Origin of the sequence: Marinobacter sp. BSs20148 (assembly GCF_000283275.1) — a bacterium.
Taxonomy (GTDB): Bacteria; Pseudomonadota; Gammaproteobacteria; order Pseudomonadales; family Oleiphilaceae; genus Marinobacter; species Marinobacter psychrophilus.
The window spans coordinates 2,700,888-2,715,064 of record NC_018268.1; the positions used below are offsets into that span (position 1 = coordinate 2,700,888).

Genomic DNA, 14,177 nt, shown 5'->3' on the forward strand with positions numbered 1-14,177 from the left:
GAAGCCGGTTACCAAAGTAACCGTATGATGCCGTTCGGATCATCGTGGGTCGATAAGGTTCTTTACTGACAGCACCATGCGGACCAAATGTGCCAGCGAGTGGGTGCCCATCTTGTGCATCACTCGGGAGCGGTGAATTTCTACCGTGCGCTGACTGATTTCCAGCTCTATGGCAATCACCTTGTTGGCCTGACCAGCAATCATGCGGTCCATAATTTCGTGTTCGCGAGGGGTCAAGCTTTTTACACGGCGCACAATTTCCTGCTTTTCACCCAGGCTTTTGCGCTGCTGGCGGTCTTGCACCAGAGCGGCTTCGATCTTTTCCAACAGGGCTTCTTCGCGGTAGGGCTTCTGAATGAAGTCTATAGCGCCCTCTTTCATGGCATCTACCGCCATGGGAACGTCGCCGTGCCCTGTTACAAAGATAATTGGCAGAATCGAGTGTTTGTCGTTAAGTTTTTTCTGTAGCTCCATGCCATCCATACCCGGCATGCGAATATCCAGAACTATGCAGCCCGCCATGGCGTCAGAATAGCTTTTCAGAAACGCGGTAGCGCTGTCGTAGGTTTTTACCGGTTTGTCGTCTGACTGCAGCAGCAGCTCCAGTGAATCGCGCACCGCTTCGTCGTCTTCAACCACGTATACCGTTTGTTGGATGTCCGTCATGGCGCTGTAATCTCCTGTCCGTTTTATAGTGCTGGTCAGTGAATGGACGGATCTTTGTTTTCATCCCGACTATGTTCCTGACGCTCGTGTTCACGCATTTTTTCAAACCGTTGCTGGATAATGCCAAAAACGGTGCCTTTAGGGTACCTGCCTTTGCTATCGGGCGTACCCGCTGGCGTACCCATCAGCATGGCTACAGCTTCCTCCACGTGGCTGACAGCGTAAACATGGAAGTCGCCGGCTTTCACCGCAGCAACCACTTCGCTGTCTAGCATCAGGTTTTGTACGTTGCTGGCCGGCATAATGACGCCTTGGTTGCCACTAAGACCACCCTTGAGCTGGCATGTCGTGAAAAAACCCTCTATTTTCTCGTTTACCCCACCAATCGGCTGCACTTCGCCAAACTGGTTAATGGAACCGGTAATGGCCAAATCCTGCCTGACCGGCAGCTGAGATATAGAAGATACCAAAGCGCACAGCTCTGCTAAAGAGGCACTGTCGCCGTCTACTTCGCCATAATTTTGCTCAAATGTAAGGCTGGCCGACAGGTGCATCGGGTCGTCTACGGCAAACCGTGACGCCAGCCACGATGTCAGAATCATCACACCTTTCGAGTGAATGCTGCCACCCAATTTTACGTCGCGTTCAATATCAATGACGTCGCCATCACCATAATAACTGCTAGCGGTAATGCGGTTTGACAAACCAAATTCGAAACCGCCGGTAGAAAGCACTGAAAGCGCGTTGACCTGGCCAACACAGCTGCCGCTCGTAGTCACCAAGGTGGTGCCATCGCGAATGGCGTCGTAAAAATGATCGCGAATACGGCTGTTGCGGTAACGGGCGCTAACCAAAGCACGCTCTACGTGCACATCCTGAATCTGTTTGGCCTCGGCTTGGCGCGCCCAGTAGTCTGACTCGCGCAGCAGGTTTGCGATGTCTGCGGCGTGCAACGACAGGCGGTTCTGGTGCTCAGCCATGCGGGCACTTTGCTCAATCACTCGCGCCACGGCTTTATGGGTGCAGTGCAGCAGTTTTTTCTCGACCACCAGGCTGGCAATAAACTTGGCGTACGCCAGCTGGCTGTGGTCATTACGATACATTTCGTCTTCGAAATCTGCGGTCACGCGGAACAGTTCTGAAAACTCGGGATCGTATTCCTGCAGCAGCATCCAGGTTTCACGGTCGCCGAACAGTACGATTTTCACGTCCAGTGGCACCGGCTCGGGCTCAATGGAGATGGTGCCAGACAGGGTCAGTTCGCGCTCCAGGGAGTTAATCTGGATACAATGAGACTGCAACGCACGCTTGAGGGCATCCCAAGCGAACGGCTGCTCCAATACTTTTGTGGCGTCCATCAATAGATAACCGCCGTTGGCGCGGTGCAAGCTGCCCGGGCGAATCAGCGAAAAGTCGGTAAACACCGTGCCTTTATAGGTAACGTTTTCGACGTAACCGAACAGGTTGTGATAAGTCGGGTTGTCTTCCACCTCTACCGGAATCTCTTTGGTTTTCTGATGTACCAGCAGATTCACCAAATAGCGCCGCGGCATTTTCTTATCCAGTGACGCGTAGGCAATCGTGGCCTGCTCATCATCGTCATCCAGAAAAATCTCCAGATTCTCGGACAAATCTTTACGCACGGCTTCAATAAAACCGGCCACTTCTGGCAGGTCTTTGTAACGTTCTTTTAACTCATCAATCTGGTGACCGGTAACGCCTTCCAGGGTTTCCTGGTTTAGCGCTTGCTGTTTGTCAGCGTATTCCTGCTCCCAGTCGGCTAGTTTGCGCAAGGCGCGGCGCAGACGTTTTTCCAGATTATTGACAATCTCTTCGAACTTTTCGCGTTGAGCGTCCGTCAGGGCCTTAAAAGACTCGGCGGTATGAGCCTCATCACCACTCATAGCCACTAGCCGATAACCGCCCGGGGTGCTTATGGTCAAGCTGACTTTTTGACGCTTGGCCTGCTTCGCGACTTTTTCCAGCTCGCCATCCTGAAGCGCGGTGTAATCGCTTTTCAACTTTTCAGCACGTTCCAAAAAGCCATCGCTATCGAAGGTTTGCGGAATCACCTTCACTAGCCGGCTCATCAGCTTTTCCATATCGCGCTTTAGCTGCGTGCCCTGACCGGCCGGCAGTTTCAGCAGCTTTGGCACCCGCGGCTCTTCAAAGTCGGCCACGTAGCACCAATCGTGGGACCGCAAATTGGTGTCTTTATGGTGTTCCAGGTACCGCAGCATCATGGTGCGCTTACCCAGGCCATTGATACCGACCGCATACACGTTGTAACCACCGTGCGGCATAGCCAGCGCAAAGCGCACCGCTTCCTGAGCACGATTCTGGCCCACAATTTCAGCCAGGGGCTCTAGCTGGCGGGTGCTTTTAAATGGCAAATCTTTCAGAACACAGGCTTTATAGAGCTGATGCGAAGGCAATGACTTCAAGGTTTAATCCTGTAACAGTCGGAATACAAAGATGACTTACTGCACACGGCGGCAAGTCTGATTAACTAATCGAACTATTGTACATTTTTTAGCGGCGAGGGGCTGTTGCAAGCCGTTTAGATCAGACCGTTATCGAGACTGGCCGCAATGTACAACCCCAACTCTTCGCACTGCTGTTCAAACTCATCGGCGTAATTGCCGCGGCACAGCAGAGGCTCTTGCACCAGCTTCCAGCGCAGGCCGATGGTAATGCTATCGATCGCACGGCGGGTGCCAGTACCGTCATGGCCGGCCCTTATATAAAAGGTAAATGGCAGGCCCTGGGTTTTTTCCAAGCACGGATAATAACAGCGATCGAAAAAATCTTTCAACGCGCCGCTCATGTAACCCAGATTTTCGGTGGTGCCGAGAATAATAGCGTCGCAAGCCAGAACATCTTCGGGGCCTGCATCCAGCGGAGCAAGAACCGTCACATTAACGTTTTCAATATCGTTATGGTTAGCACCAGCGGCGACTGCGTTGCGCAATTTGAGGGTATTTGGCGAGGGAGCGTGGGCAACAATTAATAGCTTTTTGGCGCTGGGCTTTCCGACTTCTGACGTTTCAGAGTCTGAACCTTTAGAGTCTGACCTTTTAGAGCCTGGCATAGCCGGCCTCACATTTAGTGCTTGCCAGCGCACTGCATCAACAGTGCGCTGGCAAGCTAACAGTCTTACAGTAGTTCGTCGCTAGCTTCTGCAGGCGCCACTGCAGCAGCTTTTCCTGCATTTTTCCCTGCATTCTTTCCTGCGTCTTTCCCCGCATCTTTCCCTGCATCTTTTGCCGCGTCTTTTTTCTCTGGTTTGGGCATCAGCTTGTCGCGCACTTTGGTTTCAATTTCTTTCGCCATTTCCAGGTTTTCTTCCAGAAATTTGCAAGCATTGGCTTTGCCTTGGCCAATTTTATCACCGTTGTAGGCGTACCAGGCGCCAGCCTTATCTACAAAGCCTTCCTTTACACCCATGTCCACCACTTCGGCCATGCGGTAAATGCCCTTGCCGTACAAAATCTGGAATTCGGCCTGGCGGAACGGCGGTGCCACTTTGTTTTTAACCACTTTCACCCGGGTTTCGTTACCGGTGACTTCGTCGCCGTCTTTCACTGCGCCAATGCGACGGATATCCAGACGCACAGAGGCATAGAATTTCAACGCGTTGCCGCCGGTAGTGGTTTCGGGGCTGCCGAACATCACACCTATTTTCATGCGGATCTGGTTGATGAAAATCAGCAGGACGTTGGCATTCTTGACGTTGCCATTCAGTTTGCGCAGAGCCTGTGACATCAGGCGGGCCTGAAGACCAACATGAGAGTCACCCATTTCGCCTTCAATTTCAGCTTTTGGCGTCAATGCGGCAACGGAGTCCACAATGATGACATCCACCGCGTTGGAGCGCACCAGCATGTCGCAGATTTCTAACGCCTGCTCACCGGTATCGGGCTGGGAAACCAGCAACTCATCAACGTTCACGCCCAGCTTTTCAGCATATTGAGGATCAAGGGCGTGCTCAGCATCAACAAAAGCACACGTCTTGCCCTGCTTCTGGGCTTCGGCAATAACCTGCAAAGTCAGCGTAGTTTTACCAGAGCTTTCAGGGCCGTAGATTTCACAAACCCGGCCATAAGGCAGGCCACCAATGCCAAGAGCAACGTCCAGACCAAGAGAACCGGTAGAGACGGACGGGATTGCCTCACGGGGGTGGTCGCCCATCTTCATGATGGCGCCTTTACCAAACTGGCGTTCAATCTGGGTCAGAGCGGCGGATAAAGCTTTCTTGCGGTTGTCATCCATAGGTACGAACCTTCTTCAAAATGGTACGTTAGAATAATAGGCTGATAAGGTGCGCCGGTAATATGATGCGCCAAACTAAACTTGGGAACTGGTTGCCCCGGAAAATCACTGTATATTTAACCAGCATTAAACCACATTAGACAAAGCAGACCAACCCTTGTGTGGGGGATTTTTTAACCATTGCGGGTCAGATATCACTCGATAAGAAACGGCGCACACTTTCAATCGCAAAGATCACAGCCTGGCGCCGCACCTGGTCGCGATCGCCGTCAAAATGCTTCAAACCGGTGCTGATATTTTCAGCGCTGCCCCAGGCGAACCACACCGCTCCTACCGGCTTGGCGTCGCTGCCACCGCCCGGTCCGGCAACGCCGCTTATTGAAATGGCGACGCTTGCACCCGACGCTCGCAGCGCTCCGGCGACCATCTGCCGCACCACCGGCTCGCTCACCGCGCCGTGTTCCGCCAGCGTCTGCTCACTGACACCCAGCAACGCGTGTTTAGCGTGGTTGCTGTAGGTAACCAGCCCACCCGTGACATAAGCCGAAGATCCAGCTTGGTCGGTCATGGCCTTTGCCACCCAGCCGCCGGTGCAGCTTTCTGCAGTCACCAGCATGGCGCCGGCGCGGGTTAATACACTGCCCAGTTCTACCGCCTGCTGGCGGATGTCTTCATCAGTGATCTCGGGCATGGTGACCTCATTGATAATCAACGTTTCATCCTGCGGTGTAATTTTCTACAATCCACCGCCCGTTCCTCAAAACAGCCATCGCGGATGTCCCATGCCAGCAGCGCACACCGAAAGTCCAAAAATCACGCCCATGATGCAGCAATACCTGAAAATAAAGGGCCAGCATCCCAACGAGCTGGTGTTCTACCGCATGGGGGATTTTTACGAGCTGTTTTATGACGACGCCAAAAAAGCCTCGGAACTGATGGATATCACCCTGACCGCCCGCGGCCAATCGGGGGGCAATCCAATTCCCATGGCGGGCATTCCGTACCATGCGGCTGAGGGTTACATTGCCCGCCTGGTGCGCGCAGGTCAATCTATTGCAATTTGCGAGCAGATGGGTGACCCGGCCACCAGCAAAGGCCCTGTCGATCGCCAAGTGGTGCGCATTGTCACCCCCGGCACCCTGAGCGACGACGCTTACTTGGAAGACCGCCGTGACAACCTGCTGGTGGCGATTTATCACCATAAACAGCACTTCGGTTTTTCCTCTCTGGATATTTCCAGTGGCCGCTTCGCAGTGTCAGAACTGAACAGCCCTGAAGCCCTGCAAGGCGAACTGCAACGGCTGAGTCCGGCAGAGATTTTGATCAGCGAAGACTTTCCTTTTGCCGATTTACTGGAAGGCTTTACCGGCATTCGTCGCCAGGGGCCCTGGCTGTTCGAACCCGATACCGCGCGACGGGTGATTACCCAGCAATTGCAGGTGCGCGACCTTACCGGTTTTGGCTGTGAAGATATGCACTTAGCCGTGTGCGCCGCCGGCTGCCTGCTGCAATACGCACGGGAGACCCAGCGCACCGCCCTGCCCCACATTCGCAAACTCAGCCGCGAGCGCCGCGAAGACGCGGTCATTATGGACGCTGCCAGCCGTCGCAACCTGGAAATTGACACCAACCTGATGGGAGGCACCCAGTACACTTTGGCCTGGGTGATGGACCGCACTGCCACTGCCATGGGCGGGCGGCAGCTGAGGCGTTGGTTGAACCGTCCGCTACGCGATGTGGCGGTGGTACGTCAGCGCCAGCAAGCGGTCAGTGCACTATTGAAAGATTTCGACTGTGAACCTATCCACGACCAACTGAAATCCATCGGCGATATAGAACGCATTCTGGCGCGCGTGGCGCTGCGTTCGGCACGGCCCCGTGATATTGCACGGCTGCGGGATGCGTTTGCCGTGTTGCCCGATTTGCAAAAAAGCCTGGCTATGGTTGATTCCACCCACGTCGGCCAGCTTGCCACGACGATTGGCGAATATCCGCAGTTAGCGGATTTGCTGGGCCGGGCAATTATTGATAACCCACCGGTAGTGATTCGCGAAGGCGGGGTAATTGCAGACGGGTTTGACGCTGAACTGGACGACTTGCGTAACATCAGCGAGAACGCTGGCCAATATCTGTTGGACGTAGAAACACGCGAAAAACAACGTACTGGCATCAGTACCCTAAAAGTGGGCTACAACCGGGTACATGGCTATTACATTGAAATCAGCCGCTTACAATCGGCCCAGGCGCCTGCGGATTATATTCGCCGGCAAACCCTGAAAAACGCTGAGCGTTTTATTACCCCTGAACTAAAAGAGTTTGAAGACAAGGCCCTAAGCGCCAAAAGTCGTGCCCTTGCTCGGGAAAAAGCCCTGTGGGATGAGGTTCTGGAGACGGTCGCGGCAGAACTTGCACCGCTGCAAGATGCCGCTCAAGCGCTGGCCGAGCTGGACGTGCTAAGCAACTTTGCCGAGCGCGCCTCCAGTTTGCGCCTTTGTGCACCGCAGTTCAGCGATGAACCCGGCCTGCAGATTGAGGAAGGCCGGCACCCGGTGGTCGAGCAGCTATTAGACGATCCGTTCGTGCCTAACAATCTGCTGATAGACGCCAAACGCCGCATGCTGGTGATTACCGGCCCCAACATGGGCGGTAAATCCACCTATATGCGCCAGGTAGCACTGATCGCTTTACTGGCTTACACCGGCAGTTTTGTGCCTGCCGACAGCGCGGTGCTTGGGCCGGTAGACCGAATATTCACCCGCATGGGGTCGTCTGACGACATTGCCGGCGGGCGCTCCACGTTTATGGTGGAGATGACCGAAACCGCCAATATTCTGCACAACGCCACCAAACACAGCTTGGTGCTGATGGATGAAGTAGGCCGCGGCACCAGCACCTTTGATGGTTTGTCATTGGCCTGGGCCACGGCCGAATATTTAGCGCGGGACATTCTTTGCTACACGCTATTTGCCACCCACTATTTTGAGCTGACCCAGCTCGCGGATGAACTGGAGCACGCCGTTAACGTTCACCTGACAGCGACCGAGCACGATGACAGTATTGTGTTTCTGCACAACGTTCACGAAGGCCCCGCCAGCCAGAGCTACGGTTTGCAGGTGGCCAAACTGGCCGGCGTGCCGCTAGAGGTTATCCGCAATGCCAAAGCTCAGCTGGCGAATCTGGAAGGCGCCAGTGCAACGCTCGATGCAAAACGCCCAACCAACGGGTTGCCGCACAAAGTGACGCGACGGGCGACGGCTATTGCGGAGTCAACTGCGTTTCAGGGGGATATGTTCGCCAAGCTAGAGCCCAGCGCGTTAGAGCTGGCGGTGAGCGCGCTCAACCTGGATGACATGACTCCGCGCCAGGCGCTCGAGCATCTGTATCAGCTGAAACAGCAACTTGAAACGTAGTGGCAGAAAAAGTACGAATAAATTGATCTAAGTATAACGTTATAGAATACGGGTGCTTGCGACCGGAGTAGTGGCTCCCTACAATATCGCGCATCAAACTATAATCTCGGGAGCCTGCAATCTAAGCTCCTGATGAGACAGACCTGCTAACCAGGAATATGAACATGACGTTTATCGTTACTGATAACTGCATCAAGTGCAAACACACCGACTGTGTGGAAGTTTGCCCGGTAGATTGCTTCTACGAGGGCCCGAACTTTTTGGTTATTGACCCTGACGAGTGCATTGACTGCGCCCTGTGCGAGCCTGAATGCCCGGTTGAGGCTATTTTCTCGGAAGACGAGCTGCCTGACAACCAGAAAGTGTTTATCGAACTGAACGCAGATCTGGCCGGAAAATGGCCTAACATCACAGAGAAAAAAGAGGCAATGGTTGACGCTGAACAATGGGACGGCGTGCCAGACAAGCTGCAGTATCTGGAAAAGTAACTATTCATAAATAGTAAAACCGTTAACGTGTGCGAGATAGCAAAGAGCCGGCTGACTGCCGGCTTTTTTGTGTCTGGTGATCGTGTTTTTCCAGACACAAAAAAGGGAGGCACTAAGGCCTCCCAAGGACACACATCGTTTTGCCGCCGGGGCCTTGTGACCCCGGTCGGCAGAGTTCTTTAGCTTTTTGGTATGGTTTCCGGCTGAACGATCACGTCATCGGCACCCGGGGAGTCCGGATCCGGCGTGAAGCCCAGCAGCTTTGTGCGCTCAATCAGGAAGTAGAGCACCGCGCCGTGGCCAAGCCCCAGCCCGCGCCATATACCGCAAGAACCACACCCATGGTGCAGGCCATGGTGTTAGTAACAGCGGTCCAGATCGGGCCGGCCAAACCGGGGGAAGGGGCGAAGAAAGCGTGACCACCGTTACGGATAGCGGTGACCAGATGGACGCGGTCGATGCTGTTGTCGATGTCTTCGTCACGACGCAGGTGATCAACACGATTCATAAGTGACTGACCCACAACAATGTCACCAAAGGCAATGACGTAGGCAATCACCGCGGTCGGTATGGCGTACATAAATACGCTGGCATCCGGGAAACCGACGCTGAATGGAAGGTAGTTCCACAGCTCACCAAAATTGGGTGTGGTAATGCCCCACTTTACGTCCGGAACAGCATATTCGCCGGTGGCAAAGCCCACCAGAATCGCCACAATCATGCCCGGCACCATGCCGTAGTTGGCAATTTTGCGCGCAAACGAGTTGGTTTCAACAAAGCCTTTAAACGACACCGAAAACATCAGGTACAGACACACCAGTCCGCCTACAATCAGCGAAATAGGTGTGGTTGCCAAACGGCCACCGGCTTCGATCTCGCCCATCAGAGCAGCAATACCCGCACCGATAATAATGCCGCCTTTCATGGAACGCGGTATGAGGTCGACGAGTTTGCTGCCAAGACGTGTCACGCCCAGAAACAGGAAGATGATAAACACCAGGAACTGCAGGGCGAACAACGCCTGAATGGCTTCAGGGCCGGGCTCATAATCGCTCAAGAACAGCAGCACCACGGGAATACCTGGTGTGATCCAGCCTGGAATCATGGCCAAGCTGACTACGAACATAATCAGCGCTTGCGCCATTTCCACGAATTCCCAGCGGTAATGCACAAACGGCATGCGAATCTTGAAGGGGCCCGCCGGCCAGTAGGGTTGTTCTTCGCCGTTCTTGCGATGGAACATTTACATCTAACGTTTTCTCCGAATACCCGGCGAACCGGGTGTTAATGTTGTTTTTGTGTAAGATCTTCTGTGAGCTCTTGTATAAGTCCCCGCAAGGCGCTTTCCAGCTACTCGATTTCCTTAGCCTGGTCGCGCAGCAGGAATTTCTGGACTTTACCGGTCGAGGTTTTCGGCAGGTCCGAAAACACCACGGTTTTTGGAACCTTAAAGCGAGCCATGTGCTTACGGCAGAAGTCGATTATTTCTGCTTCGGTCACGTTGCCGGCGTCGGGCTTTAGGGTCACAAAGGCGCAGGGCGTTTCGCCCCACTTTTCATCCGGACGGGCGACAACGGCCGCTTCCATAACCGCTGGGTGACGATAAAGAACGTTTTCAATTTCAATGGTGGAAATGTTCTCGCCGCCGGAAATAATGATGTCTTTCAGGCGATCCTTGATTTCCATGTAACCGTCTTCGTGCCAAACAGCCAGGTCGCCGGTATGGAACCAGCCGCCGCGGAAGGCTTCTTCGGTCGCTTTCGGGTTTTTCAGGTAGCCCTTCATCACGGTGTTACCGCGCAGAAAGATTTCACCAATGGTTTTGCCGTCTTTCGGCGTCGGCTTCATGGTGCCCGGATCTGCGATCATGGTGCCGCCCAGAGTGTGGTAGCGAACGCCCTGGCGGGATTTGATGGCAGCGCGCTCTTCCAGCGGCAGATCGTTCCAACGATCTTTCCAGGCACAGACGGTCACCGGGCCGTATACTTCGGTCAGGCCGTAGGTGTGGGTCAACGCGATGCCCATTTCTTCAACTGCACCAATAACCTGGGCCGGAGGCGGAGCACCGGCAACCATAGCCTTCACAACGTGATCAATACCGGCCTTGGATGCAGGTGGCACGTTCAACAACGCGTTCAGCACAATCGGGGCGCCGCACATGTGGGTAACACGATGCTCGCGGATCAGCTGCAGAATTTTTTCCGGATCAACCCGGCGCAGGCACACGTGGGTGCCGGCCATGGCGGTGATGGTCCAGGGGAAACACCAGCCGTTACAATGGAACATCGGCAGGGTCCACAGGTACACCGGATGCATGGCCATAGACCATACCGCGGTATTACCCAATGAATTCAAGTAAGCCCCACGGTGGTGATACACCACACCTTTGGGGTTGCCGGTGGTGCCGGAGGTGTAGTTCAGGGAAATGGCGTCCCATTCATCCGTCGGCATATCCCACTGGTATTCGGGGTCGCCTTCTTGCAAAAAGGCTTCATAATCCAGATCGCTGACCTTAACGCCTTCACCGTATTCAGGGTCGTCTACATCAATTATCAGCGGCTTTTTGTCCAGGCGGCTGACGGCGTCCAGAATGACTTCGCCAAATTCGCGATCCACCAGGATGACTTTGGCTTCTGCGTGTTCAAGCATGAAAGCAATCACTTCGGCATCGAGCCGAACGTTCAAGGCGTTCATTACCGCGCCGGTCATGGGCACACCAAAATGACACTCGACCATGGCAGGAATATTGGGCAGCATGACGGCGACGGTATCGCCTTTTTTGATGCCGCGGCCGACCAGCGCCGACGCCAGGCGCAAACAGCGCTCGTGAGTCTCGGCCCAGGTTCGGCGAATGGCACCGTGAATAATCGCAGGATAATCCGGATAAACACTGGCGGTGCGAGTAATAAAATCGATAGGGGTTTGAACGGCGTAATTGGCGTCAACGGGCGTAAGGCCCTGGTCGTAGATTGAAGTCATACTGTGTGGTCCTATAGGTAGGCATAAACGCTGTCTTTATTGGTATATTCTGACGAATTACCAAATTATTTATAATTTTCGGCTGAACAAATAGTATTAAATAGAAGTTTTACTATAAATTACACCAATGTATTATAGTATAAATACTATAAAATTGACCGAATATTGAAGATCTCCTTGCCATGAACACAAATTGCTTTGACTTATCAATGGGCTTTGCCGCCACCGATCCGCAACCACTGCTGATTGTTGACCACAAAAGTCGCACGCTGAGTATGAATCCGGCCATGAAAAACCTGGCCGAAGCGGATGACGAGTCGCCCAATGCAGCTGACCACTCCGGCCCGATAGCTGATCCTCGACGTTTTTTGCCGGTGAACGTGGAGGAACTGGTGCGAGCCTGCCTGAATCAACAACGCCCTGTGGACAACGCGGAAGCGCGTCACAAGGGCCAAATTTACCTTTGGGCGCTGGTTCCTGACATTGTTCAAAATCAGGTGTTGTTAAAGGGCCGGGATGCAACCCGAGAGCTGGAACTGCAAGAACAGGCGGTACGCTCCAACCGTTTATATCGGCTGATCACCGAGAACACCACCGACCTGATTTCCCGCCACGCGCCGGATGGCCGTTTTATTGACGCTACGCCGGCGTCGTGGCGGCTGCTGGGCTACTGGCCGGAAGACCTGCGCGGACGCCTGCTGGAAGACCTGTTTCCCAGTGGCCAGCCACAAAAGCACCTAGTAGAAGCCCGCAACCGGCTGAGCGAAGATGGCTACGCTATTGTAACCGCGCAAATTATGCACCGTGACGGCACCCCACGCTGGTTTGAAATTGCCAGCCGCGCCATTCGTGAAACCTACACAGGCGCGGTAGTAGAGGTAATCAGTGTATCTCGAGACATAAGCGCGCGGGTGACGTCGGAAGAAAATAACCGCCGCCTGGCGAACGAACTAGCCCATACCGCACGGCTGGCCACGCTTGGTGAACTGGCCAGCAGCATTGCCCACGAAATGAATCAGCCGCTGGCGTCTATTGTAAATTTTGCCAGCGCCAGCCAGCGCTTTCTGAAAACCGCAGACACCCAGCCCGCTAACTTGACCCGGGTAGGCGACGGCCTGACGAAAGTGATTCACCACGCCAATCGCGCCTCGGAAGTCATTCGCCGGCTGCGGGCGTTTTTGCGCAAGGGCCGCAAACGTTCAGAACTGCTGGTGCTGAATCAGTTGGCCAGCAACGTTGCCCTTCTGTGCCAGTGGGAAGCCGACAAGCATCGAGTATCGGTCGTGTGCCGGCTGCCAGAAAGCAGCCCTAACCTGACCGCTGACCCGGTACTGCTAGAACAGGTACTCATCAACCTGGTGCGTAACGCCATCGAAGCCAATGTGGAGGCCCGCGTTGATGCCAGCTCCGCATCGGCCATTACCCTGACCATTCGAGTGAACGATCTGGGCGAGACCCTGGTCGAAGTGATGGATCAAGGTCCGGGTTTGAACGCCGATGGCATCCGCCAGATGTTTCAGCCATTTTACACCAGCAAGCCTGAAGGCCTGGGGCTTGGACTGTCCATGAGCCGTTCTATTGTTGAAGGTTTCGGCGGTTTTCTGGATGCTTACCCGGCGCCAACCGGCGGTTTAACGCTGGTTTGTCGGTTTCCACCACCGGCCTGTCAAAAATCTATTATGAGTCCACGGGAGGCACCCAATTGCCAATGACTGACCAGCCCACAGCCCAAACAACCTTGGTGTATGTCGTGGACGACGACGCCGGCATGCTGGAGTCCACGCAATGGCTGCTGGAATCGGTGGGCCTGGCCGTGGAAGCCTACAGCGACGGCCGTAAATTTCTGGATTCCATGACCGCACAAAGCAACGGCTGCGTTGTGCTTGATATCCGCATGCCCGGGCTCGGAGGCCTGAACGTGCAGGAAGAACTGCAAAAGCGTGGGTTGGCGTTGCCCATTATCTTTGTATCTGGCCACGCCGATGTGCCCATTGTGGTGCGCGCGTTCAAATCCGGCGCCTTTGATTTTATTGAGAAGCCCTTTAACGAACAGCTACTGCTAGACAGCGTGCAACAGGCACTGCAGGAGCGGCAACAGACCAGCCATCAACAGCAGGACAGCAGCCAGACCCCTGCACTACTAGACACCCTCACCCGTCGCGAGCGGGATGTATTTTTGCCTTTAGCAAAAGGCTACACCAGCCGTGAAATTGCCGAACAGTTGGGGGTAGGCGTAAAAACCATCGACCTTTATCGTGCGCGGGTGATGAAACGGCTAGGGGCAGACAGGCTGCCAGACGTCACGGGCATCGCTCTTGCCGCAGGTTTGATTGACGCGCTGGATTTGCGCAACAAACGCTAA

General features: G+C 54.3%; 10 protein-coding genes and 1 pseudogene. 4 read left to right on the top strand and 7 right to left on the bottom strand.

The features are described 5' to 3' along the window. Positions 1-39: 39 nt before the first annotated feature. The 5 genes from fixJ to MRBBS_RS12270 all read right to left on the bottom strand — a co-directional run bounded on the left by fixJ (position 40) and on the right by MRBBS_RS12270 (position 5,629). Positions 40-666 (bottom strand): response regulator FixJ, encoded by a 627-nt coding sequence (gene fixJ / locus MRBBS_RS12250; protein WP_014871838.1) that lies wholly within the window; start codon positions 664-666, stop codon positions 40-42. A 35-nt stretch (positions 667-701) separates the two neighbouring features. Continuing rightward, positions 702-3,110: a Lon protease family protein gene (locus tag MRBBS_RS12255; protein ID WP_014871839.1), complete on the bottom strand. Its 2,409-nt coding sequence runs from the start codon at positions 3,108-3,110 to the stop codon at positions 702-704. 116 nt (positions 3,111-3,226) lie between these two features. Continuing rightward, a complete protein-coding gene (locus MRBBS_RS12260) occupies positions 3,227-3,757 on the bottom strand; it encodes a flavodoxin family protein (protein ID WP_014871840.1) in 531 nt (176 codons plus the stop codon). A 65-nt stretch (positions 3,758-3,822) separates the two neighbouring features. Then, positions 3,823-4,938, bottom strand: a complete 1,116-nt coding sequence (gene recA / locus MRBBS_RS12265; protein WP_014871841.1) for a recombinase RecA — start codon at positions 4,936-4,938, stop codon at positions 3,823-3,825. Between the two features lie 187 nt (positions 4,939-5,125). Continuing rightward, positions 5,126-5,629, bottom strand: a complete 504-nt coding sequence (locus MRBBS_RS12270) for a nicotinamide-nucleotide amidohydrolase family protein (protein ID WP_041635622.1) — start codon at positions 5,627-5,629, stop codon at positions 5,126-5,128. 91 nt (positions 5,630-5,720) lie between these two features. On the opposite strand from MRBBS_RS12270, the gene mutS reads away from it, so the two are divergent. Then, positions 5,721-8,348 (top strand): DNA mismatch repair protein MutS, encoded by a 2,628-nt coding sequence (mutS, locus tag MRBBS_RS12275; RefSeq protein ID WP_014871843.1) that lies wholly within the window; start codon positions 5,721-5,723, stop codon positions 8,346-8,348. A 164-nt stretch (positions 8,349-8,512) separates the two neighbouring features. Continuing rightward, positions 8,513-8,836 carry a ferredoxin FdxA gene (gene fdxA, locus MRBBS_RS12280; RefSeq protein WP_041635279.1) on the top strand — a complete coding sequence of 108 codons (324 nt, stop codon included), beginning with the start codon at positions 8,513-8,515 and terminating at the stop codon, positions 8,834-8,836. Positions 8,837-9,015: 179 nt separating this feature from the next. Here fdxA and MRBBS_RS12285 read toward each other — a convergent pair. Continuing rightward, positions 9,016-10,079 (bottom strand): annotated as a pseudogene (locus tag MRBBS_RS12285) (hypothetical protein). A 107-nt stretch (positions 10,080-10,186) separates the two neighbouring features. Beyond that, a complete protein-coding gene (locus MRBBS_RS12290) occupies positions 10,187-11,815 on the bottom strand; it encodes an acyl-CoA synthetase (RefSeq protein WP_014871845.1) in 1,629 nt (542 codons plus the stop codon). Positions 11,816-11,997: 182 nt separating this feature from the next. Here MRBBS_RS12290 and MRBBS_RS12295 point away from each other — a divergent pair, with 182 nt between their 5' ends. Then, positions 11,998-13,527: a sensor histidine kinase gene (locus tag MRBBS_RS12295; protein WP_050996642.1), complete on the top strand. Its 1,530-nt coding sequence runs from the start codon at positions 11,998-12,000 to the stop codon at positions 13,525-13,527. Continuing rightward, positions 13,524-14,177 carry a response regulator transcription factor gene (locus MRBBS_RS12300; RefSeq protein WP_041635280.1) on the top strand — a complete coding sequence of 218 codons (654 nt, stop codon included), beginning with the start codon at positions 13,524-13,526 and terminating at the stop codon, positions 14,175-14,177. Before MRBBS_RS12295 ends, MRBBS_RS12300 begins: the two co-directional genes overlap by 4 nt.

Coding starts and splice junctions, on each gene's coding strand:
- mutS (WP_014871843.1), top strand. CDS start 5,721: ATGCCAGCAGCGCACACCGAAAGTCCAAAAATCACGCCCATGATGCAG.
- recA (WP_014871841.1), bottom strand. CDS start 4,938: ATGGATGACAACCGCAAGAAAGCTTTATCCGCCGCTCTGACCCAGATT.
- MRBBS_RS12260 (WP_014871840.1), bottom strand. CDS start 3,757: ATGCCAGGCTCTAAAAGGTCAGACTCTAAAGGTTCAGACTCTGAAACG.
- MRBBS_RS12290 (WP_014871845.1), bottom strand. CDS start 11,815: ATGACTTCAATCTACGACCAGGGCCTTACGCCCGTTGACGCCAATTAC.
- fdxA (WP_041635279.1), top strand. CDS start 8,513: ATGACGTTTATCGTTACTGATAACTGCATCAAGTGCAAACACACCGAC.
- MRBBS_RS12270 (WP_041635622.1), bottom strand. CDS start 5,629: ATGCCCGAGATCACTGATGAAGACATCCGCCAGCAGGCGGTAGAACTG.
- fixJ (WP_014871838.1), bottom strand. CDS start 666: ATGACGGACATCCAACAAACGGTATACGTGGTTGAAGACGACGAAGCG.
- MRBBS_RS12295 (WP_050996642.1), top strand. CDS start 11,998: ATGAACACAAATTGCTTTGACTTATCAATGGGCTTTGCCGCCACCGAT.
- MRBBS_RS12300 (WP_041635280.1), top strand. CDS start 13,524: ATGACTGACCAGCCCACAGCCCAAACAACCTTGGTGTATGTCGTGGAC.